A 21879-nucleotide genomic window follows, 5' to 3' on the forward strand; every position below is an offset into this window, starting at 1 on the left:
CCAAAAAAAATTACTCTACAGTATTCAAAAGTCCGGCCCTTTCCAATAACGCCTCTATCCTTGGTTCACTTCCACGAAATCTTTTGTAGAGTATCATCGGTTTTTCGGTGCCCCCTTTGGAAAGTATATTTTCCTTGAATTTCCTTGCCACTTCCTTGTCAAAAATTCCTTTTTCCTTAAAAAGGGCGAAAGCATCGGCATCCAAAACTTCGGCCCACTTATAGCTATAGTAGCCTGAGGAATACCCTCCCTGAAAAATGTGGGAGAATGCCGTGCTCATACAGGTTTCTGGAGTATCCGGATACAGTTGGGTGCCTGTAAAGGCTTTAGTTTCATGAACTTTTATATCCGTTATATTTGAAGGATCCCCTCCGTGCCATGCCATATCTAACAATCCAAAACTCAATTGCCGGAGTGTGGCCATACCTTCTTGGAAGGTAGCGGAGTCCTTTATTTTTTCAACCAATTCCATAGGGATCACCTCACCAGATTCATAGTGCGTGGCGAATAGTTCAAGGGCCTCTTTTTCATAGCACCAGTTTTCCATCACTTGACTGGGCAGTTCCACAAAATCCCAATATACAGAAGTGCCCGAAAGGCTTGGATAGGTGGTATTGGCCAACATACCATGCAACCCATGCCCAAATTCATGGAATAACGTGGTTACTTCAGTAAAGGTCAATAGGGAAGGCTTGCTTGGTGTTGAACGTGTAAAGTTGCAGACATTTGAAACGTGTGGTCGAACATTTTCCCCGTTCCTTTTGTATTGCGATTTATAGGAGGTCATCCAAGCACCACCGCGTTTTCCTTTCCTAGGATGGAAATCGGCATAGAAAAGGGAGATGAAGTTGTTGCCTAAATCAAATACCTTGTAGGTTTTTACTTCCTCATGATAGGTATCCACATCAAAAACTTCCTCAAACCGTAATCCGAAGAGTTTTTCCGCAACCTTAAAAACTCCAGTGATAACGTTTTCCAATTTAAAGTAAGGTTTCAACTTCTCATCGTCCAAGTTAAAGAGCTTTTGTTTCAATTTTTCGGAATAGTAACTGCCATCCCATTTTTGTAAACGGTCTATAGTATCAAGTTCCTTGGCAAAATCTTCCAACTGTTTAAATTCCCGCTTAGCAGCTGGTTTGGCCTTTTCCAGAAGTTCATTCAAAAATGCATGTACCTTTTTGGGAGTTTCGGCCATACGCTCTTCCAACACAAAATGGGCATGTGTCTCGTAGCCCAATAAATTGGCTCTTTCGTGTCGAAGTTTGGTTATCTTAAGAACATTTGCCTGATTATCCAGTTCATCTTTATGAAAGCCCTTACTACCAAAGGCCAAGGTTAATTTCTTGCGCAGTTCCCTGTTTTTGGCATACTTCATAAAAGGAATATAGCTAGGGTAATCCAAGGTAACCAACCAACCTTCCTTATCTTTGGATTTGGCCAATTGGGCCGCAGCCTCTTTTTCACCTTCAGGTAAACCATCCAGGTCCGATTCGGTGGTAAGATGCAACTCATATTTGTTGGTTTCGGCCAGGACATTCTCCCCAAATTGTAATTTAAGTTTGGCCAATTCCGAATCAATTTCACGTAGCCTTTTCTTTTTGTTTTCTGGAAGATTGGCCCCGTTGCGGCTAAAACTCTTGTATTTTTTTTCCAATAAGGTCTGCTGCTCCGTAGATAAATTTAATGCATTCTTTTCCCCATAGATCGATTTGACTCTTTTGAATAGCTCTTCATTTAGAGTAACATCATTGCTGAATTCCGAAAGCAAGGGAGAGATTTCCTGGGCTATCCTTTGGATTTCAGGATTGGTCTCCGCAGAATTAAGATTAAAAAATAGACTTGAAATCCTATCCAAATGCTGACCGGTAAATTCTAACGCCTCAATAGTGTTTTCAAAGGTTGGATCATTTGGATTACCAGTAATGGCATCAATTTCCTTACGGGCAGCTTCCATGGCCTCAAGAAAGGCAGGTTTAAAGTGTTCATCCTTGATTTTTGAAAAAGGTGCCGTGTCAAAAGGACTGAGTAGGGGATTCATATGCGTTGATAGTTTAGGGTGATGTTCGACGGATACAATTTTGAATAAATATCCATCAACCAAGAATGGGTAAGTATTTTTATTTTTTGGTTCGTACTTCGTTTGCTCCGTCGATAACTTTCTGTTTCAACCCCTCCTTATAGAGTACAATTTTGTCCAGCACGCATGTGTCCGAACTACCGATAATCTGTGCTGCAAGGATACCTGCATTTTTGGCCCCGTTAAGGGCAACGGTGGCTACAGGAACGCCTCCGGGCATCTGCAAAATGGAGAGTACCGAATCCCATCCATCTATGGAATTGCTACTCTTTACAGGAACGCCTATTACCGGTAATGGGGACATGGAAGCCACCATACCGGGAAGATGTGCCGCACCTCCGGCACCGGCGATGATAACGGAATAACCATTTTCATGGGCATTTTTACTGAACTCGAACAGTTTTTCGGGTGTACGGTGCGCGGATACTATGTCCACATCCACCTCAATATCAAATCCTTTTAAAATATCTATGGCTTCCTGCATAACGGGGAGGTCGCTGGTACTTCCCATTACTACGGCTACTTTACTCATTCTGTTTGCTTATTACGTTTATCGTTTCCTTTACGCGCTGTGCTATTTCCCTTGCCTTGGAAATATTCTCGTTTACTATGGTAACATGGCCCATTTTACGAAACGGGCGCGTTTGCCTTTTTCCGTAGATATGCGGGGTTACGCCTTCCATTTGTAAAACTTGTTCCATATTTTCATAGGCTACATCCCCGGTATGGCCCTCTGCACCTACCAAGTTGACCATAATGCCCGCTACCTTACTTCTTGTATTTCCCAAGGGCAGATCCAATATGGCTCTAATGTGCTGCTCAAATTGATTGGTATAACTTGCCTCAATACTATAATGCCCACTGTTATGGGGCCTTGGGGCCACTTCGTTTACCAGGATTTCATCTTCTTGGGTCTGGAACATTTCAACGGCCAATAATCCAACATGCTGAATCTCCTCGGAGACCTTTAAAGCAACTTCTTGAGCTTTTTTGGCTACTTTGGCATCAATACGGGCCGGGCAGATAACATACTCTACTTGATTGGCTTCGGGATGGAATTCCATCTCCACTACGGGATAGGTGGTACGCTCCCCGTTAAAGCTTCTGGCCACAATGACCGCCAATTCGTTTTTAAACGGTATCATGTCTTCGGCAATGCATTCGCCGGGTGGCAATCCCTCTAAATCTTCAATTTTTCGAACAATCTTAACGCCTTGACCATCATATCCGAATTGGGCACTTTTCCAGACAAAGGGAAAATCCAATCCGCCATTTTCCAAACTATCCTTTATTTCACTGGCATAGGCAAAGCGCGAGAAAGGTGCCGTTGGGATGCCATGATCTACATAAAAAAGCTTTTGCTTGGCCTTATTTTGTATGGTACGCAAGGCTTTGGTAGGAGGATATACCTTTATACCTTCATCCTCCAGTTTTTCCAGGGCATCAACATTTACATTTTCGATTTCAATGGTAAGCACATCCACTTCCTTGCCAAATGAATAAACATCATCAAAATCCATAAGATTTCCTAGGATAAATTCATTACAGGCAATACGGCAAGGGGCAACTTTGGATGCATCCATTACCCGAGTATAAATGTCCCATTTTCGGGTTTCGTAAAGCAACATTTTCCCTAATTGACCACCACCTAAAATACCAAGTTTAAAATTGGAAGAAAAATAGCTCATTGGATTCCGTTTTGCCCGTGTTTGGGAGGCGATGCAAAAATACAATGAATTTCCAAAACAAAAGTTGCTCAGCTCAAAAAGCAAAATCAAATTGGTATATTTGCCATCCCAGATAAAATTGTGCCTTTGATAAAGCTTCACGATAAATATTTTAAACCTTTTTTGACCGAAAGTCAGATTACAGCAGCTATCCAGAAAATTGCTGATGAAGTTGCGGTAGACTATAAGGAGAAGACCCCTATTTTTGTAGGTGTCCTAAACGGTGCCTTCATGTTCGTTTCGGATTTCCTTAAGGCCTATGCCTATTCCTGTGAGGTTTCTTTCGTAAAATTGAGCTCCTACCAAGGGCTTACCTCAACTGGGATTGTGGAGACACTTTTAGATCCTCCCGAGAACATAGAGGGCCGTAGTGTAATTATCCTAGAGGATATCATAGATTCCGGACGTACGTTGCAGCAATTGGTCCATTTGTTTTCCAATTCCAACGTGAAGGAATTCAAAGTCGCAAGTCTTTTTTATAAATCCGAGGTATATAATGGAGAGTATTCAATAGACTACGTGGGCATTGAAATTCCGGATAGATTTATTGTGGGCTATGGTTTGGATTACAAGGAACTGGGTCGAAACCTAAAAGAAGTATACCAATTAAACCAAAAGCATATGATCAACCTTGTATTGTTCGGGAAACCGGGTGCCGGAAAAGGAACTCAGGCCGAATTTCTAAAAGAAAAATACAATCTAAAGCATATCTCCACCGGGGATGTATTTCGCTACAACATTAAAAATGGAACGGATTTGGGCAAGCTGGCAAAATCCTATATGGATCGAGGCGATTTGGTACCCGATGAAGTGACCATTAATATGCTGCGGGATGAGGTAGACAAAAATCCGGAAGCCAGTGGGTTCATTTTTGATGGTTTCCCAAGAACCAATGCCCAAGCCGAGGCCTTGGATAAGTTGTTGGAAACCAAGAATATGAAAATCAATGCCACTATCGCTTTGGAGGCGGATGACGAAGTGCTTATTCAACGGCTATTGGAACGTGGTAAGGTAAGTGGCCGTTCGGACGATCAGGACGAGGCCAAAATTCGCAACCGTTTTGAGGAATACAACCAAAAGACAGCTCCTTTAAAGGACTATTATGAGACCCAAGGCAAATTCCACAGTGTTAGTGGTATTGGGGCCATAGATGAAATTACCATGCGCTTAGGGAAGGTGATAGAAGAACTTTAGGGCGTATTATGCTTCAAAAATTGATCCGAGAATCAATTTTCCGACCGCTCATGATTTTGGCAGTTTGATGTTTAATATGTTGGGATGAATTTTGATCTTCAGCCGTTTTTGGAAAATGACTTGGTGACCATTAGACCGCTAAGAGGAGAAGATTTTGAAGATTTGTTCAAAGTAGCATCCGACTCCTTGATATGGGAACAGCATCAAAACAAAGATCGTTATATTTTAAAGGAATTTAACCGGTTTTTTGAGGAATCCCTTATATCCCAAGGCGCTTTGCTCATACAGGATGGGCAATCGAAAAACGTTGTGGGGAGTTCCAGGTTTAAGATAGTGGACGAAATTGATAGCGTTGTGGAAATAGGATGGTCATTTTTAGCCAGGCATTATTGGGGCGGCCTTTACAATCGGGAGGTTAAGAAGTTAATGGTGAACTATGCCCTAAAGTCCTGCGGACATGTTGTTTTTTATGTCCACCCAAAGAATTTTCGTTCTCAAAGAGCACTTGAAAAAATTGGGGCCAAAAGATTAAACGAAACTGAAAGGCCTTGGGTATTACCTGAAGAAGAAGGGATTACCTATGTGATTTCGAGCCCACTTAAATAAATAGGGCTTACCTAAAGGATGCCGATTTAGGCGATTATGAAATTAGATTTATGACCGAAGGTAATTTTGTAGACTACGTAAAAATTCACCTAGCCTCGGGTAAGGGAGGCCAGGGATCTACGCATCTTCGGCGCGAAAAATTTGTGGCCAAAGGCGGGCCGGATGGAGGTGATGGTGGTCGTGGGGGCCATATTATCATTCGGGGGAATACCAATTTATGGACATTGGTTCATTATAAGTTCAAAAGACATTTTAAGGCCGGCCACGGGGGGCATGGTGGTAAGCAGACCAGCACTGGTGCCAATGGGGAGGATATCATATTGGAAGTGCCCTTGGGTACGGTTGTCCGGGATACGGAGACCAATGCCATTCTTTTTGAGATTACGGACGAGGGAGAAGAAAAAATTGTATTGAAAGGGGGCAAAGGCGGTTTGGGCAATTCCCATTTTAAAAGTAGCACCAATCAAACACCCAGATATGCCCAACCTGGATTACCCGGGCAGGAAAAACAGATAACTTTGGAATTAAAGGTATTGGCCGATGTAGGTTTGGTTGGCTTCCCCAATGCCGGAAAATCTACCTTGCTTTCGGTCGTTACTTCTGCAAAGCCCAAGATAGCGGATTATGAATTTACGACTCTAAAACCCAATCTCGGGATTGTGAAGCATAGAGATTTCCAGAGTTTTGTAATGGCCGATATTCCTGGAATCATTGAGGGAGCTGCCGAAGGCAAGGGCCTTGGCCATTACTTTTTGCGACATATAGAACGGAATGCCACCTTACTTTTTTTGATTCCGGCGGATAGTAAGGATATCAGCAAGGAATATGAAATTTTACTGGATGAACTAAGACGTTACAATCCGGAACTACTGGATAAACAGCGTCTGTTGGCCATATCAAAAAGTGATTTATTGGACGAGGAACTGATGGAAATGATGCGTATGGAACTGGACAAGGATTTTAAGGAAATACCCTACTTATTCATTTCTTCCATAGCGCAGCTGGGTATGCAAGAGTTAAAGGATAGGCTTTGGACCATGCTCAACGGTTAATCGAATACAGTACCGAATACTAAAGTGTTATTTCTTTTTTCAGTATTTTTAAGGAAAGTAAGATGATGAAAATAACAGGATACATTCTTCTTGTACTTCTTTTGGGTTCTTGCAATGCTATTCGGGTCAACTATGATTATGACAAGGCCACTGATTTTTCCAACTATACTACCTTCAATTATTATTCGGACATGGATACTGGGCTTAGTGAATTGGATAATAAAAGACTATTTCGAGTATTGGATATTGCCCTAAAATCCAAAGGTTTAGTCTTTTCCGAGGAACCTGATTTTTTGATCAATATCCAGAGCAATACATTCCAAACTCCCCGCAATAGCAATGTGGGTTTAGGAGTGGGCGGTGGCGGTGGAAACGTTGGTGGCGGTGTTTCCATAGGCATCCCGGTAGGTAGGCCCAACCTGGAACGTCAGATTCAATTTGACTTTGTTGATAATCAAAAGGATATGCTCTTTTGGCAAGCAGTCAGTGAAAGTTCCTTCAAGGAAGATGCATCCCCCTTGGAGCGCGAGCAAAAGCTAAAAGAAATTGTGGAGAAAGTGCTATCCAAATACCCACCGAAAATAAGAAAATAAAGAATCAAACCTTTTATAAAGCTCTTTTTTGCATTTGCTTTCTTAAAGCCTATTGTCCATTACTTACCAAGACTCGAACTCCTTCGCTATGACTACTGAATTCCGGGGCATACATACTTTGAATTGTAGTTATGCCATTACTGAAATCTCCGGCATTGTTGACCCGAAGATCATACTCAAAGACATATACGCCTTTGGGCAAATAGTCAAAGAAAAAATTAGTACTGGCATCCTTGGTACTTTCATAATAACCCAGTCCATCCTGCAATTTGTAACTGGAAAGCACATTGACGGGTTCAAAACCCGCCGCCCGCATATCTTTCATATGAATGAATTCCATATCCCTATCGGCCCGGAGTTCAATACGTACCCGTACCAGGTCCCCCACTTTCAAATCAGTGGTTTGGGTTATCGCTGAAATTTCTTCGCCGGTATCCGTATTCTTTTTAAGGAAGAGTGTCTTTTTGAGTCGTAATGGGGTTTCCACAGAAGTAATTTTATCCAAATCCTCAAAATATTGCCAATATAATCCACCCCAAGCAATGCCCTGCCCCTTTTTCTTGAGTACAACATTTGCCATTTTGGATTCAATTTCCTTGCCGCTCCAAGAAGTTTTGTAATACCCGGTTCCTGCTTCCAACTTTACATTTTCAAGTTGGGAGGGATCTATCTTTTCCTTTCCTACAACCACATCTACCGTTTCGGTAACCGAAAGCCAATCGCTTCCCTGCAACAAAAGTGCATAGACTGCTTCTGTAGTTGCTTTTGTAGTTTCCCATTGGTTGGTCTTCTTATGTTTTAACAACCACACTTTTAAATGGTCCACTGCCTTGAAATCGTTTTCTATTTCTGAAAACGCCTCTATCATTAAGGCTTGCGTTTCTATGGGAGCTTTGTGCCAATGCCAAGAGGAGGTATTTTCCTTCCAGTACATGCCTAGCTCCTCATTGGAGATACTGTTCTCCCTCAAGGACTTTAAAATTTTGTTGGCCGTAATCTTATCATTCATACGAAAAAGGGCCAAGGCCAGCATCCCTTTAGAGTACAATCCTTTTTTTGTCCAAAACTTTTGTGCTTGCTCCTGATAGTATGCCAAAATTTCATCCACCTTTTTGGTGGCCTTAATGTTCTTGAAAAAACTACGCATGTAGAGGTAATGGATTTGCATTTGGCTTAAATGATCATCTTTTAGGTTCTTCGCATACTTTTTCATCTGCTCATATTCCTTGAGAAATTCAGTATCGAGATAACGAATGGCGTTTTGAAGCATTTGGTGGGTACCATCATCCCCATCGGTAACTTTCAAATGTTTCAAATGGCCTAATCCCGTAATGATGTGCTGTGTGATATACCGGTTGGCCCGTCCCCCATTGAACCATGCCCAAGCCCCGGAAGACATTTGGTTCTGTTGAAGTTTGCCCAAGGAATTGGCCCGCTCGTTCCGCATAGTGTTAAGATCGAATAACAGGGCAATCCGCTTTTTTTGTTCCGTCTCCGATTGAGCATCCCGTAACCATGGGGTTTCCTCTATTAAAAGTGATTTTAGCTCCGGGTTCTTTTCCAAATTGCTTAGGAGTGCATCGGAATTCCGCCACTGATTAAATACCTCCTGTATCCTTGGATTGTTATGGGCAATATGGTTGGCCAAGGTATTGGCATAATACTTTGCAAAGATTTGCTCGTTACACTCATGGGGATACTCCAGGAGATAGGGTAGGGCCTGTACCGCATACCAGGCCGGGTTGGAGGTGATTTCCAAAATCAGTTTATGGTTGCTAAGCGTGGTAGAGGTATTGTCTCTTAACTTATCCAAAACAAATGTTTTAGTCTGATTACCATTGACCCACATCGGCAAGGTTTCCGTTACCAAAATCCGATTGGTCAAAACGGGAAGTACATTTTGTTCCCCATCGCTAAAATCTCCTGCTTTGGTAAGTACGGTGTACTGTACGGCCTGTGTGCCTTCAGGAATCTTTAATCGCCACGAGACTTGGGTATTGCCCAATGAATCAACGGAAAATCCCTTTTTTTCTGATCGGACGGACATCTCTTCGGAAGAGGAAGAAATCAAAATTAATTTTTTTGTAATGTCCTCACCTGTAAGGGCATCGGCCAATTGTAACTTAGCTTGGCCGGAAAGTTTTTTATTGGTAAGATTGGCAATCTTGGTACTCAGGGTAATTTCATCGCCCTCGCGTAAAAAACGAGGAGCATTGGGAATAACCATAAGCTCCTTTTGGGTTACCGATTCCATGGACCTGTATGCACTTTGCAAATTCTTGTCATAGGCCAATAACTGTAATTTCCAAGTAGTCAAAGCTTCTGATGTGGTGAAACTAAAGGATACATTGCCTTCTTTGTCCGTGTGTAGCTGCGGAAAGAAAAATGCAGTTTCATTAAGATTTTTGCGAATGGGAACAGTGCTAAAATCCTCCTCTTTTTGCTCACGTTGACTGTCCTCTGGTGCTTTGTCAAATTCCGCAATCCCGGCGACATTTCCTGTAAGGCCATTTTGAACCACAACCATTTCCTCCAGCTCGGAACTATCTTCCAGAATTTCCACTGGGGCTGATGAAGGAGGCCCAGATTTTCGGACCAAACCACTGGCATATCCACGGATTCCTGGCCCAACTCCAAAATGAAACCCAAACCAATCAAAAGTATCATAATACTGAGGCTGGTAATTGTATCCATTGGAAAAAGCGTTGTATACCCGGAAACCTTCTATTCCAAAACTTCTATAGGCGTTACTATAGATATCTGAATAGTAGTTAGGTCGGTAATCAAAACCGGTGTTCCAAGAGTGTCCTCGAAAAGCATCCAAAGAAGCATCGTACATGCTAGCCAAAAGTTCTGCGGCTACTTTATCGCCCTTTGGACCTTTTATTTTGAAGGTCCAGGTTTCCTCTGTATTCGGTTTGAGTTTATCCCGAAAAGTCACCGTTTCGATTTCTAGATCAGTCTTGGGATAAGGTACGGGAACCATTAAGGAGCCTGAGGTAAAGGCATTGAATGCCGAAAAACTATAATTTATGGCAAAACCACCCAAATCAGCTTCCGTTATCGGAATGGTAAAGCTTTCTGTATTTTTATTCAATCGAATGATTCGGGTATCTACGATTTTTCGATTTTTTTCCACGGTTACGTTTACCCAAAGGTTTTTGGCCGCTGAGGCTAAGGCGACTTTTGCCCTATCACCAGGGAGATATACGGATTTATCTAGCCTTATATCAAACAATGGGTTGTCAGCCAAAGTCGCGTCTTTTTCGCTAAAGAGTGTTGTAACGGTTTTGGCCTCTACCTCTTGTCCGAATTTGTCCTGGGTTTTGAGTTCCAAAATGTATTTCCCCGATTCCCATTTTTTCGAAGCGTTAAAGAGGATTTCAGTAGATTTTTCTGTATCAAAACTAGACTCCCACACCAATTTTCCTTTTGCCCAAGTCGTAAAATCATGTTCATTGGTATAGGCATCATGTGGGAAAAGTTTCTTAAAACTGGCCTTGTCCCAATTTTGATAGTCAGGTGCGGCCCAAGGCCGATTGCGCAGAATATGTTTAGGGCCCCGTAACTTGTACATTTTAAGAGTCCCCTTGGCACCAACGGCTTGACCGTTTAAATTAGTTGTAGTTACTTCAATTTTATGGTCTTTTGCATTTTTATTCAGTCTATCTTGGGCCCTGACTTCGGCGTTGAGGCTGTGGTAACCCACACGGACGATATGGGTCGCCGTGTGCGTCTCACCATTAATATCCGTTACGTCTGCGATAATTTCATAACTGAAGGTTGGGAGATGTTCTTTTCCAATGCTATTATCCGGGATTGCCTTGAAATGGATGGTATAGTTCCCTGAAGCATCGGTAACGGTGTTGCCGTATGCAATTTCTTGTTCAGATCTATTAACAGAGGGCCTGCTCCAATAATACCATCTTGGAAAATACACAACTCGACGTACGGTATAGGCCACTTGGGCATCGGTAATGGCACTACCTGCATATGCAGTGGCCGTACCCTTCACCGTAATACTATCATTAACCTTATAGATTTCCGTTACCGGTTCAAGGGAGGTTTGGAATTTAGGTCGCTTATACTCCTCCACGGAAAAGTCCGCAGTTCCATTGATTTGGATGGTTTTTGAGCTTACCCCCAATGAAAAATTTCCGGTAAGTCCGGTTACTGGCAATATGAATTTTCCGGAAAACGAACCATATTCATTGGTTGTTACCTCTAATTCAGCCACTTCCTGATAATTCACATCCCTTAAGCTTACCGTTGCCGAAATATTGGGCAAGATTTTGGACACATCGTTTTCTCTCGAAACCGTTATTCCTTTAAAATATAATGTTTGCCCTGGTCTATAGATACTTCTATCGGTAAATAAAAAAGCGGAATTATCAATGGACTGGTTAATCTGTGGATTTGATTTTGAGCCGATATAATACTCCCCAAAATAGGCGGTATCTTCATTATAAATCGCCTTTATACCTGTTGAGGTCCATCGTTTAGTGCCAAGTGGAATCCGTATAAAACCCTTGTCATTGGTTGTAAATGTTTTGGATAAAAACTTACGATCGTAGTTTTCTTGATATGTAAATTGCAACGTAGCGTTTTCCAGGGGTTTTCCACCGTTTCGGTCAATGAGTTGAAACTGATGGTATTCCGAGGTTTGGGTCTCTACCAAGGCTAAATTCGTCACCTGGACCTTGGCATAGGCGAACGTTTTGTTTATATCTCCCTTGGGAACAGCCAAAATAATGTATTGTCCATTGCCCAATTTAGGCATCAAAACTTCAATACCATGCCGTTGGAAATCATTTTCATTTTTCAATGGTGCCTCCCATTGTTCGATGGCGGACAATTTTTTGATAAAGTCCAGTTGTTTGGATTCCGGGTACAGCTTGGTCAATTGCTTCATATCATTTTTTGAAGCTCTATAGGCTACAAACTGAAGTTGGTTAAGGTTTTTGTAGCTGACCAATATTCGGGAGGGAGAATCTATGGGAACATGTTGTTCTATAGTTAATTGCAGGCTTTTGGAAAGAATTTCCGATTGTAGGGCCCTACACTTTTCGGCACCCCTGCTTTCGGGAAATTGTGCAATGACCGATTCACAGAGCGTCAGTGCTTCTTTTAACTTCCACCGATGTTCTTCCTTGGTATTGGGTTGGTATGAGTTCCCCCATTGGTAGTATAACTGGGCGATTTCATATCGATACAAGCCGGATACTTCATGATGGCTTAAGTTTTCAGCTGAGTTTTGGAGAATATCAAGATAGGCCGTATCCTTATCTGCGAAAAGCGCATTTTGATGAATAAATCGTAATCGTTCAATATCCACATCTACCAAGGCCTCCAATCGAACATTCGGAAAATGAAATTCCACAAGTTCTTGATAGATTTTCAAGGCTTTGGATTGCAGGGAAGTCTTGTCGGTAAAATCAATGGATAGCTGTGTAAATTGATAAGCCTCGCAAAGTAACTTTGGGTCGTCTATTTCAAATTTGTCCGCTGGTCTTGTAATGCTGTTTTCTGAGACCTTATAGAACTCAAGAGCGTTATGTGCCAATAGGTCGAATAACGTTGGGCGATAGATTTCAGAACCTTTCTGCTTGGTCAGGATTTCTTGGAATTCATCCACATGTAAGGTCTGCAGTTCTGATGAATTTTCCAACGAGGCAGCAAAATGTATATTTATTTCTTCAAAAAGCGTGGTTAAGTCCCATGTCCGAAAGTCTGTACTGTCTACTTTGGTCGCCGTTTTTGTACGATTGTAGAATTGATAGCGATTCTGTTGAAAATACTGCCAATACAGATTTCCCAAGTAACTTTCCAATACATTTTTGGTAGGGAACTCCGTCTTTTGGATTTCGGACATAAAATCGCTTACAATCTTCAGCTGTGCGTCCTCTTCCAATGTTAGGGCGTATTTGGAGGTATATAACAACGCCTTGACTATTTGAGGCGAGCTACCTTCTCTCTTTGCTTTTTCGGAGATGGATTGAACAATCTTCAAGGCCGATTTGGTCAATGCCTCATTTTCCAATTTTTCCACTTGCTTCCAAAGTGCTTCGTAAGAAGTGCCCTTTTGCGCATTTGCCATTGAAAATAGAAGTATTGTAAAAGGTATTACTAGATATCTCATTTTAAAATGTATTCCGTCTCATCATGGGACCAACATGTTTTAGGTCACCTGAGATAAAATTACGCAACAAAAGTGAGCAAAACCTGTGCCATTGGAAAGTTTAAATGAGGGAACGTCGTTTTTGGATGAGTTTGAATAACCACTTTGCAACTTAAATAACATCAAAAGATTAAGGGATAGAAAAAACCAACGACAAAACATCAAAGTTTCGGTTTTCCATGAAACACTTTCTTTTTCTATCGGTTTTTGTACAATCGTTCGTATGTCTAGCACAATACACAGACCCTGATGTAGATCAACTCATTAATGAAAAGGAGTATGCCAAAGCCGAGGCTAAGCTTTTAAGACAACTTCGCCTTACTTCGGACAAGAGCATAAAGGATAAATTAGGGGAAGTTTATGGTTATCAGGGCAAATGGGACGAGGCCATTGCCATTTACAAAAAACTTACGGCTGCCTACCCCCAAGCCGCGGATTATGCTTTTAAGTATGGTGGTGTTTTGGCGAGAAAGGCCCAGGGCAGTAATAAAATTGTGGCCCTTGGACTAGTGGGCAAAATAAAGGAAAATTTAAAAAGGGCCGCATTCCTAAATCCTAAGTCGATCGGGATGCAGTGGGCTTTGGTGGATCTCTATATCACCTTGCCCGGTATTTTGGGGGGTAGTACGTCTAAAGCCTTTGACCATGCAAAAGAATTAAAATCCATATCTCCTATTGATGGCTATTTGGCCATGGGTTACATTCATGAGTATGATCGGGACCCCAAAAAAGCAAAGGACAATTATTTATATGCCTTAAGGCTTTTGGACGATTTGGGGAATATAGAACGAAACCAACTACATTATCAAATAGGAAAGGTCTGCGGGGAGTATGGTGTTAAATTGGGCCAAGGTCTGTACCACATGGGGCAATATATCAAAAACTATACGCCTTTGGACGGTGTACCTTTAAAATGGGCCTATTTTAGGATGGCAAAACTTTATAGAAAAAAGAAGGACAAACCTAATGCTGAAAAATGGATTGCCAAAGCACTAAGTATAGATGATACATTGAAACCCGCTTTGGAAGAGCAAAAGGTTATCAATACGATGGATATGGGGTCATAGACTTTTTAATAGACCACCATCTATGGGGATGGAAGTACCGGTAACATACGCCGCCTTATCCGAAGCCAAAAAAGTGACCAAGTAGCCGTACTCTTCTGGTTTTCCAATTCGTCTTAAAGGAACTCGGGATTCCATTTCCGAACGTACTTCGCCTGTGGAAATACCCAATTGCTCTGCTTTTTTTACATTGAGTTGCGCGATACGGTCCGTATCAAAATATCCAGTTAGAACGCTGTTTACGGTAATATTATAGGAGCCTACATCTGTCGCCAAACTTTTGGCCCAGGTAACCACTGCCGCCCGAATCGTGTTTGAAAGGGCCAGATAGGAAAGGGGTTCCCTGACGGATACGGAGGCCACATTAATTATGCGTCCCCATTGCTTTTGCTGCATTTGTTTTAAGGCCAGTTCTGTGGTAAATACTACGGTTTTGAACAAGAGATCGAAGGCTTCCTGATAATCTGATACATTTTTTTCCAATGTATTACCAGCGGTCGGTCCCTGGGTATTGTTGACCAAGATATCCACGGAATTGTGCTCAAAATAGCTGGAAATGATTTTTTTAAAGGCTTCAAAATCATTGAAATCCACCACCAAATATTGATGTGATTGCCCTTGGTCGGTAGGCAAGTCCGAAACAATTTCCTTTAGTTTCTCCTCGCTACGGGACATCAAGGTTATACTGGCACCGCTTTTTGCCAATTGAGAAGCTATTGCCTTTCCGATACCGCCGCTACTACCGCCGACCAAGGCCTTTTTCCCTTTTAAATCAATGTTCATGTCTTTTTTTAAGATAAATAGATTGCTCTCTAGTTTTCAAAGGGATACGATCCCATTATCTGTATTCTTCTCTGACCGGGCTAAAAACATCCATTAACCTACAGGAGGTCAAAGCCTTTCCTCTATGGGGTGTATGTGGTGGAATTACCACCATATCATCCTTTTCATAGATTTCGGTAATTCCATCCAAGGTAAACTCGAATTTTCCTTCCAAAACTTGCATTACTTGTTCATTTTCATGGGAATGCAAAGGGACTTTGGCGTCCTTTTCTACCTCCCAAAAAGCGATGCTCATATTCTGGGTATGGACAAGTTTGCCATGATAACCGGGCATGATTTCTTTGGAAGGGATATCGGTGAGGTTCATATGATGGATTCTATCTAACGAATATAAAGAATCCATTCAGGAAAGAAAACCCCGGAAGGTATTCAAAACCTTTCGGGGCTTTAACTATTTACCTCAATTTTGTAAAGTGGATTTCGATTACTTTGTTGGGAGCTGAGGTTTTGTCCCATGTTTCTTCTTGAGAAGTGGTTTTATCCTTTTATTCCCATTTAACAATAACCAGTTCACAACGTCTGTTCCACTCATGATCTTCCTCCGTACAGCTTTCCACAGTTTCGCATTCTACAATGGGTCTAGATTCACCATAACCTTTAGCAATAACCCTATTTTCTGCAATGCCGTTTTCAACAAGAAACTCTTTAGCTGAGTCCGCCCGCTTTTGGGAGAGCTTTCTATTGTATTCACTATTGCCACGAATATCGGTATGTGTACCGATTTCAAGAACTATTCCAGGGTTGGACTTCATGATTTTGATGACTTTGCCCAAGCGCTTGCGAGACTCTCTTCTGAGGTACCACATGCTGTAGTCAAAATGAATTTCTTCGGTTTTAATAAGGGTACGTCCATCTTCTTTAACAATGTCCTCTTCCTGCTGAATGACTTTTTCAATTTTTTGTAGATGTTCTTTTTCCGCTTTTTTCTCCGCAATTTTTTTCTTCTCCTCTTTTTCTTTTTCCATTCTTAGGCGTTGTTCCTTGGCTATTCTCTCCTCTTCGCGTTTTCTTTCGGCTTCTGCAAGGGCCATTTTTTCTGCTTCTTCCTTCTTTTTTTGGAGTTCCAATGCTTTTTGCTTTTGCCGCTCCTCCAAGGAGAACAAAGTAACGGAACCGTCTTTGATGGAATTTCGTTCCTTATCTGTTAGGACGATTTTGAAATTGTCTTCGTATCCTTCTTTTTTGGCCTCGATTTTGTATTCGACTGCACATTCTGCCAGAAATTTAAAGGAAGCATCCTGACCCGTCATAATTGTTTTTATGACTTTCCCTTCAGTATCCAACAAGCTTATTTTTCCCATGGAAATAGGAAGATTTGTGGTTTTATCGGTCAGGACTCCGGCGATAAATTGTTTGCAATCCTCAATGATGAGCGGTTTGTTTTCCTTAAAGGAATACATGTCATCACTACCTTTTCCTCCGGGACGGTTCGAGGAAAAGAAACCTTGTTTTTCATTGGGATTTAGGGATAGGGAAAAATCATCATAACCGCTATTTACAGGTAAACCTAGGTTATCCGGTTTTTGAAAAATTCCGTTCTCGTTTTTGGAGATATAGACATCCAATAAACCATAACCAGGGTGTCCGTTGGAGGAGAAATATAGATTGTCCTTTTGGTCTAAAAAAGGAAATTGTTCCTTTTTGTCCGTATTGATATCTTTTCCCAGATTAATAGGATTCCCATAGGATCCATCCGATCGGATATCGACATAGTAGAGATCAAAAGACCCAAACCCGCCTTCTCGGTCGGATGCAAAGTACAGTTTTGTTTCATCTTCATTTAACGCTGGATGTTCCGCGGAGAATGCATTGTCATTAAAGGGAAGTTCAACACTGTTTTTCCATTCCCCATCTACCCACTCCGCTTTGTATATCTTAAGATGTGTAATTTTTTTCGTGTCGGTCTTCTTCCCGCTGTTTCGGGTAAAGTAGATGGTTTTTCGATTTTTGGTAAAGGCAAAAGTACCTTCGTGCATCTTGGTGTTGATTGTATTGGATAACGGAGTACTTAAACTATCACCCAAGGTCAATTTTTGTATGGGGTGTGCATAGATATCCAAATAATTCTGGTTGTTCCACCGATAGAGCTTTGGAACAGCGCCAGATTTTTTCCTAGAGGCCGTGTATACCAAGTTCGAATCCACAAGTACAGCACCAAATTCAGAAGTAGACGTGTTGATATTTAGATTTTCAATAGCGAAACGCTCACCAATGGCACCAACATTTTCTAAATACACAAATTCCTTTTTGAGCTGGTCTACTTTTTCCATTTGGTTGCTTTGGTAATAGAAATCCAACAAAACCGTGTTCGCTTGGTCATAGTCACCAATAGCCTTCAAAGATTGGTTTAGCTTAAAATGATAGCTCTCATCCACATTTTCCCCATAGTTTAATATCAAGTAAGCATACCATCGTGCGGCAGCTTTCATATTATAAGTTTTGTAATAACAGTCCGCAAGGTTCTTGATGAGCTTTGAACTCTTATTACGAGGTAATAATGCTTCGTATAAAGGAATCGCGTCGCTATAGAATGCCCTTTCAAAATAGGTATCCGCGCGCTTCAACTCCTGTTGGCCCAAAATGGGGGTCAATGAATTTACCACAAGAAATATGAATAGTAGCTTTCTCATAATTAGTAGAATCGGGGAGATTTGTCATATCCTTTTCCCATACCCAACAGGTCTAGATCAAAAAGAACAAAAATTTCGTGTGACCCGGAACTAAAATCGCTCAAGTTGGACAGTGTATAGTCATAGGCATACCCGATACGAAGGGCCGGTAGAACGGATAAGTTGAACATGGCACTTACAGAGTCTTCCAAACGGTAAGACAAGCCTCCCTCAAACCGATTGTTGAACAGCACGTTCAACGAAACATCCATGGTAAGAGGTGAGCCCTTTACCACTTTTGCCATTACGGAAGGTTTGATCTTAAGATTGGGATTTAGTTCATATACATAACCGGAGGTCAAGAACGTATGTATTTCTTCGGAACCGATACGGTTAATGCCATCTTTGTTTTCAATATGGGTGGAGGTCAATAAATTAGGTATGGAAAGGCCCGCATAGAAATTCCCCCGATGGTAAAAGGCGCCTATCCCAACATTTGGGAAGGTATTGTTTAGATTCTCATTAAAGGCGGGATCGTCCTGGAATTCGGGGAGCATAAATCCATTAAAACTCGTTTCAAAAGTGGTTATTCCACCCTTTACCCCAAGGGAAAGATTACTTTTTTCATCCAGTTTTAGGATATAGGCAAAGTCGGCATAAATATTATTTTCCTTCAGGGCCCCGTCGCCAATATCATCTGAAATAAAGGATAGTCCAATCTCCATCTTTTCACTCATTGGTATATGCGAGAAAAAAGTCAGGGTTTTTGGAGCACCCACTGCGTCGTTCCATTGTGAGCGATAGAGTAGACCAAAATTCAATATTCCCGGCTCGTTGGTGGTATAGGCCGGATTGATTACGTTCATGTTGTACATGTACTGCGTATATTGGGGATCTTGTTGTGCATAAACGCCAATTTGGACCAATAGTAGAACAAAACTTACGTATACTGTTTTTTTCAATATTCTCATGTTGCTATCTGGTCTAGCGATTAAGGTATAGTCGTCCCTGCTTGGGAGCATTTCCTTGTTTATTGAATTCAATTACATAGAAATACACACCGTTGGGAGCTTTCTCCCCATCCCATGCCGGATTGTTTCTATCCCCCTTAAATAATGTTGATCCGTACCTGTTGAGGATTTCCAAAGTAAAATCGGGAAATATCACTTCAATATCGGGTATAAAGAAAGTGTCGTTCCTACCATCGTTATTGGGCGAGAATCCATCCGGAATAAAAAATCCGTAATCCTCGGGATTGCAATTGCTCAATTCAACCGCTATGGGAATACGTTCGGGATTTGTACAACCTGTATCAGGATTAAAACTTTCCGCATAGTAGATCGTGTCCTCTGTTAGAAGCACATCGTTGGCCAATGGATTTCCATTTTCAGAACTGGTATACCATAGTACCTCAAATGGATTGTTGCTTTCAATATTCCTTAAATCAGTAACCGTAGGATTGTCCAGACCGCATAGGGCGAGATTCGTAAATTCCAAAGATGGGGGCTCAAGGTCAAATACCGCAGGTATAATTTCCAACCGTTGCGTACTTAAACACTGGCCATCCCCTTCGGTTGCCGCATAGTAGCTTTGGCCATCTACCAATGCTACAGAGTTTTCAAAAGCATTACCTCCGGATGGCGAATCAAACCAAACTACGGAAGATACGCTTGAGATGACCGCGTCCAAACTGCCCACTGTGGGATTATCCGAGGCACAAAAGAGAGGATTGGAGTCCGATGCAGTTGGTACTATGGGGTCTATCAGAGTAATAGTTACCTGTATTCTATCGGAACCCTCACAATTGTTCATCGGATCGATGTTCGAAATAAAGTAATCCTCACCGTTAGTCAACTCGGTATCCAATGGCAATATATCCATATCAGTTTCGGTAGCATAGAACAAAATGTCACCTGTAGCAGATACTTCAATGTCTTCCAAAGTAGGTAAATCCGGTACAATGGCGCTCAAGCATAAACTTTGTTGTGCTTGTGCTATAGGGATAGCCGGTATACCCTCTATAGCAAAGTTTTCATTCAGCTCAAAATCGAATACCAATCTACATGGTGTTGTATCGTTCTGAGTGCTTCGTACGCTGGCGGTGTAGTTTCCCTGCTCAAGAGAAGTCACATCCAGTTCATAGGAAGCTGTGCCGCCCGCAAAGTTTATGGTATTGGTAATGGCCACCTGACCCGTACTCACTTGGGTTACGTCATAAGTAATGGTATATGAACCGTCCGATAAGACTGGTGCATCTACTGTAACATCGATTCTGGTCGCATCACAAGAATTGTCTACAAGAAGGCCCAAATCTATGGATGGTGGAGTAGGGGTTACCATGAATGTATCCGTTATTTGGCAATCTAAAGGAAATCCACTCGCTACATCCAGGCTTATTTCATACTCCCCAGTTTCGGTGATTTGGGCAGCAGGTATGGAGAACGTAGCATTTCCCGAACTAAAGGAAACCTCGTTTAAAGCGAAATTGGTGCTCGCTCCGCTAGGAGCAGTGAGCGAATAGGTAAGTTCATAAGTACCGTTGGCGTTGTTTTGCGAAGAATCAAAAATATTCGTCAAGTCTACGGAAGAACCTTCCCCTTCACAACTATCCATGGCGTTGGCAGTTGGATTGGTCACACTAAACAAAATGGGAGGGACCTGTATATCAGAACACACGTTTGTGCCTAAGGAGGTAATGGTCAGGGTAGTGGGTTCGTTCAGGTTTATGGGATTAGCATCAATTTGGAAGGTCCCAGTTCCATCATTGTTTAGGGTTAATGATGCCGAATCTGTTTCGGTACCGCTAACGGATGTAAGGGAATAGGTTGCCGTATAGGTTCCGCTTGCTATTAAGGCAGTATCGTAGTCCGTTATTTCAATGGTATACTCCGAAGGCCCTTCGCAATAATTGACAGTGGCCATAGTGCCTTGTAAAACCGGAAGGATTACTATGTCCACGGCGGTGGTATTTACCGTGCAGACCGCATGTGAAGGAAATACAGTATGCCTAAACGTAAATGTACCCGAACTATTGGCATCCCTTATAGCCTCTACATTTATGATGTGATCGGTAAGATCGTCCAACTCATTGGTTAAGGGTCCCTCGGACCAAGTGCCATTGCTATCCTCATCAAGCAATAGGGCGTCTAGATCGTAATTGGTAAGACTTGATAAATCATCGGTTGTACACACCACTAAATTTGAACCGATGCCGGAATTTGCAGGCCTTTGTACTTCCAATAGTAATCTCACTTGACGGCTGGGACAAGTATCTACTACGGGTACCGTATGCGTAAATTCGTAAATACCCGGTCCTGCCGCATCGGCGTCAAAAAAGTTCTCATTCAAATGAGGTATGGCTTCTGGAGTAACGGCGGCCCAAATTCCATTAAAATCCTGAAATTTCCCTTCGGTTTCATCCCCAATATAGCTATGTAAGTTAACAGCGGGATCATCCCCGCACGCATCGGCGCTCCCATCTATATTATCTTCTCCAGGATATCCGCCTAGATTTATGGTCACGATGGCAGATTCTCCGCAAGCATCGTTGGTGTAGGTAAACTGATGGACTCCCGAGTTTTTAACTTCCCAAAGGTTGACGATGCCATTGGTGCGATCTAACGCGAAGAAATTGGCAGGATCATTGGTGGACCAAATACCCCCTGGGGTAGGGGTCCCATTTAGTTTATCGAAAAGCGTATAATTCTGTGTGGCAATATCGGTATCCTTCTCACAGACCGTTACCGTATTATCGGTACCTGCACATTGTGCCCTAATGTTTTGACTAAAACTCAATAAGAAAAGAACCAAGGCCCATAAAAAAATGGTCTTAGGTAAATTGTGGTCGGTCATTTTAGTTTCTTTGACAGCTTTGAACGTTTAACCTGGTCTTTCAAATGTATTTGCGATACGCAGCTTGAAGAAAAGAATGTTGTG

14 protein-coding genes are annotated in these 21879 nt (G+C 42.0%); 5 read left to right on the forward strand and 9 right to left on the reverse strand.

All coding sequences use genetic code 11. From position 1 onward, the window contains the following. Window positions 1–10: 10 nt before the first annotated feature. The 3 genes from ACP2AF_RS09450 to ACP2AF_RS09460 form a co-directional block, all read right to left on the reverse strand. Complete coding sequence (locus tag ACP2AF_RS09450) at window positions 11–2038, reverse strand: M3 family metallopeptidase (protein ID WP_425235922.1); 2028 nt, start codon at window positions 2036–2038, stop codon at window positions 11–13. 79 nt (window positions 2039–2117) lie between these two features. After that, window positions 2118–2609 carry a 5-(carboxyamino)imidazole ribonucleotide mutase gene (gene purE, locus ACP2AF_RS09455; RefSeq protein ID WP_425235923.1) on the reverse strand — a complete coding sequence of 164 codons (492 nt, stop codon included), beginning with the start codon at window positions 2607–2609 and terminating at the stop codon, window positions 2118–2120. After that, window positions 2602–3765 (reverse strand): 5-(carboxyamino)imidazole ribonucleotide synthase, encoded by a 1164-nt coding sequence (locus ACP2AF_RS09460; protein ID WP_425235924.1) that lies wholly within the window; start codon window positions 3763–3765, stop codon window positions 2602–2604. Before ACP2AF_RS09460 ends, purE begins: the two co-directional genes overlap by 8 nt. A gap of 126 nt (window positions 3766–3891) precedes the next feature. Between ACP2AF_RS09460 and ACP2AF_RS09465 the strand changes: the two genes are divergently transcribed. From ACP2AF_RS09465 to ACP2AF_RS09480, 4 genes are all read left to right on the forward strand, one after another. Continuing rightward, the gene (locus ACP2AF_RS09465) at window positions 3892–4998 is read left to right on the forward strand and encodes an adenylate kinase (protein WP_425235925.1); all 1107 of its coding nucleotides are present in this window, start codon (window positions 3892–3894) and stop codon (window positions 4996–4998) included. A gap of 84 nt (window positions 4999–5082) precedes the next feature. Further along, window positions 5083–5604, forward strand: coding sequence for a GNAT family N-acetyltransferase (locus tag ACP2AF_RS09470; protein ID WP_425235926.1), 522 nt, complete (start codon window positions 5083–5085; stop codon window positions 5602–5604). 50 nt (window positions 5605–5654) lie between these two features. Beyond that, window positions 5655–6656 (forward strand): GTPase ObgE, encoded by a 1002-nt coding sequence (gene obgE, locus ACP2AF_RS09475; RefSeq protein ID WP_425235927.1) that lies wholly within the window; start codon window positions 5655–5657, stop codon window positions 6654–6656. A 62-nt stretch (window positions 6657–6718) separates the two neighbouring features. After that, window positions 6719–7249: a DUF4136 domain-containing protein gene (locus ACP2AF_RS09480; RefSeq protein ID WP_425235928.1), complete on the forward strand. Its 531-nt coding sequence runs from the start codon at window positions 6719–6721 to the stop codon at window positions 7247–7249. 49 nt (window positions 7250–7298) lie between these two features. Here ACP2AF_RS09480 and ACP2AF_RS09485 read toward each other — a convergent pair whose 3' ends face one another. Continuing rightward, entirely contained in the window at window positions 7299–13388 is a 6090-nt protein-coding gene (locus ACP2AF_RS09485) for an alpha-2-macroglobulin family protein (RefSeq protein WP_425235929.1), read from the reverse strand. A gap of 218 nt (window positions 13389–13606) precedes the next feature. Between ACP2AF_RS09485 and ACP2AF_RS09490 the strand changes: the two genes are divergently transcribed. Then, window positions 13607–14494 (forward strand): tetratricopeptide repeat protein, encoded by an 888-nt coding sequence (locus ACP2AF_RS09490; protein ID WP_425235930.1) that lies wholly within the window; start codon window positions 13607–13609, stop codon window positions 14492–14494. On the opposite strand, the gene ACP2AF_RS09495 is transcribed toward ACP2AF_RS09490, so the two are convergent. The 5 genes from ACP2AF_RS09495 to ACP2AF_RS09515 form a co-directional block, all read right to left on the reverse strand. After that, window positions 14489–15274, reverse strand: a complete 786-nt coding sequence (locus ACP2AF_RS09495) for an SDR family oxidoreductase (RefSeq protein WP_425235931.1) — start codon at window positions 15272–15274, stop codon at window positions 14489–14491. The two genes, ACP2AF_RS09490 and ACP2AF_RS09495, sit on opposite strands and share 6 nt — an antisense overlap. A 55-nt stretch (window positions 15275–15329) precedes the next feature. Continuing rightward, window positions 15330–15641, reverse strand: a complete 312-nt coding sequence (locus tag ACP2AF_RS09500) for a cupin domain-containing protein (protein WP_425235932.1) — start codon at window positions 15639–15641, stop codon at window positions 15330–15332. Between the two features lie 178 nt (window positions 15642–15819). Continuing rightward, window positions 15820–17964 carry an OmpA family protein gene (locus ACP2AF_RS09505; protein WP_425235933.1) on the reverse strand — a complete coding sequence of 715 codons (2145 nt, stop codon included), beginning with the start codon at window positions 17962–17964 and terminating at the stop codon, window positions 15820–15822. 2 nt (window positions 17965–17966) lie between these two features. Continuing rightward, a complete protein-coding gene (locus ACP2AF_RS09510) occupies window positions 17967–18914 on the reverse strand; it encodes a PorP/SprF family type IX secretion system membrane protein (RefSeq protein ID WP_425235934.1) in 948 nt (315 codons plus the stop codon). A gap of 13 nt (window positions 18915–18927) precedes the next feature. Then, window positions 18928–21795, reverse strand: a complete 2868-nt coding sequence (locus tag ACP2AF_RS09515) for a gliding motility-associated C-terminal domain-containing protein (protein ID WP_425235935.1) — start codon at window positions 21793–21795, stop codon at window positions 18928–18930. Between the last annotated feature and the right edge of the window lie 84 nt (window positions 21796–21879).

Source organism: Ulvibacterium sp. (genome assembly GCF_965248315.1).
Classification (GTDB): Bacteria; Bacteroidota; Bacteroidia; order Flavobacteriales; family Flavobacteriaceae; genus Ulvibacterium.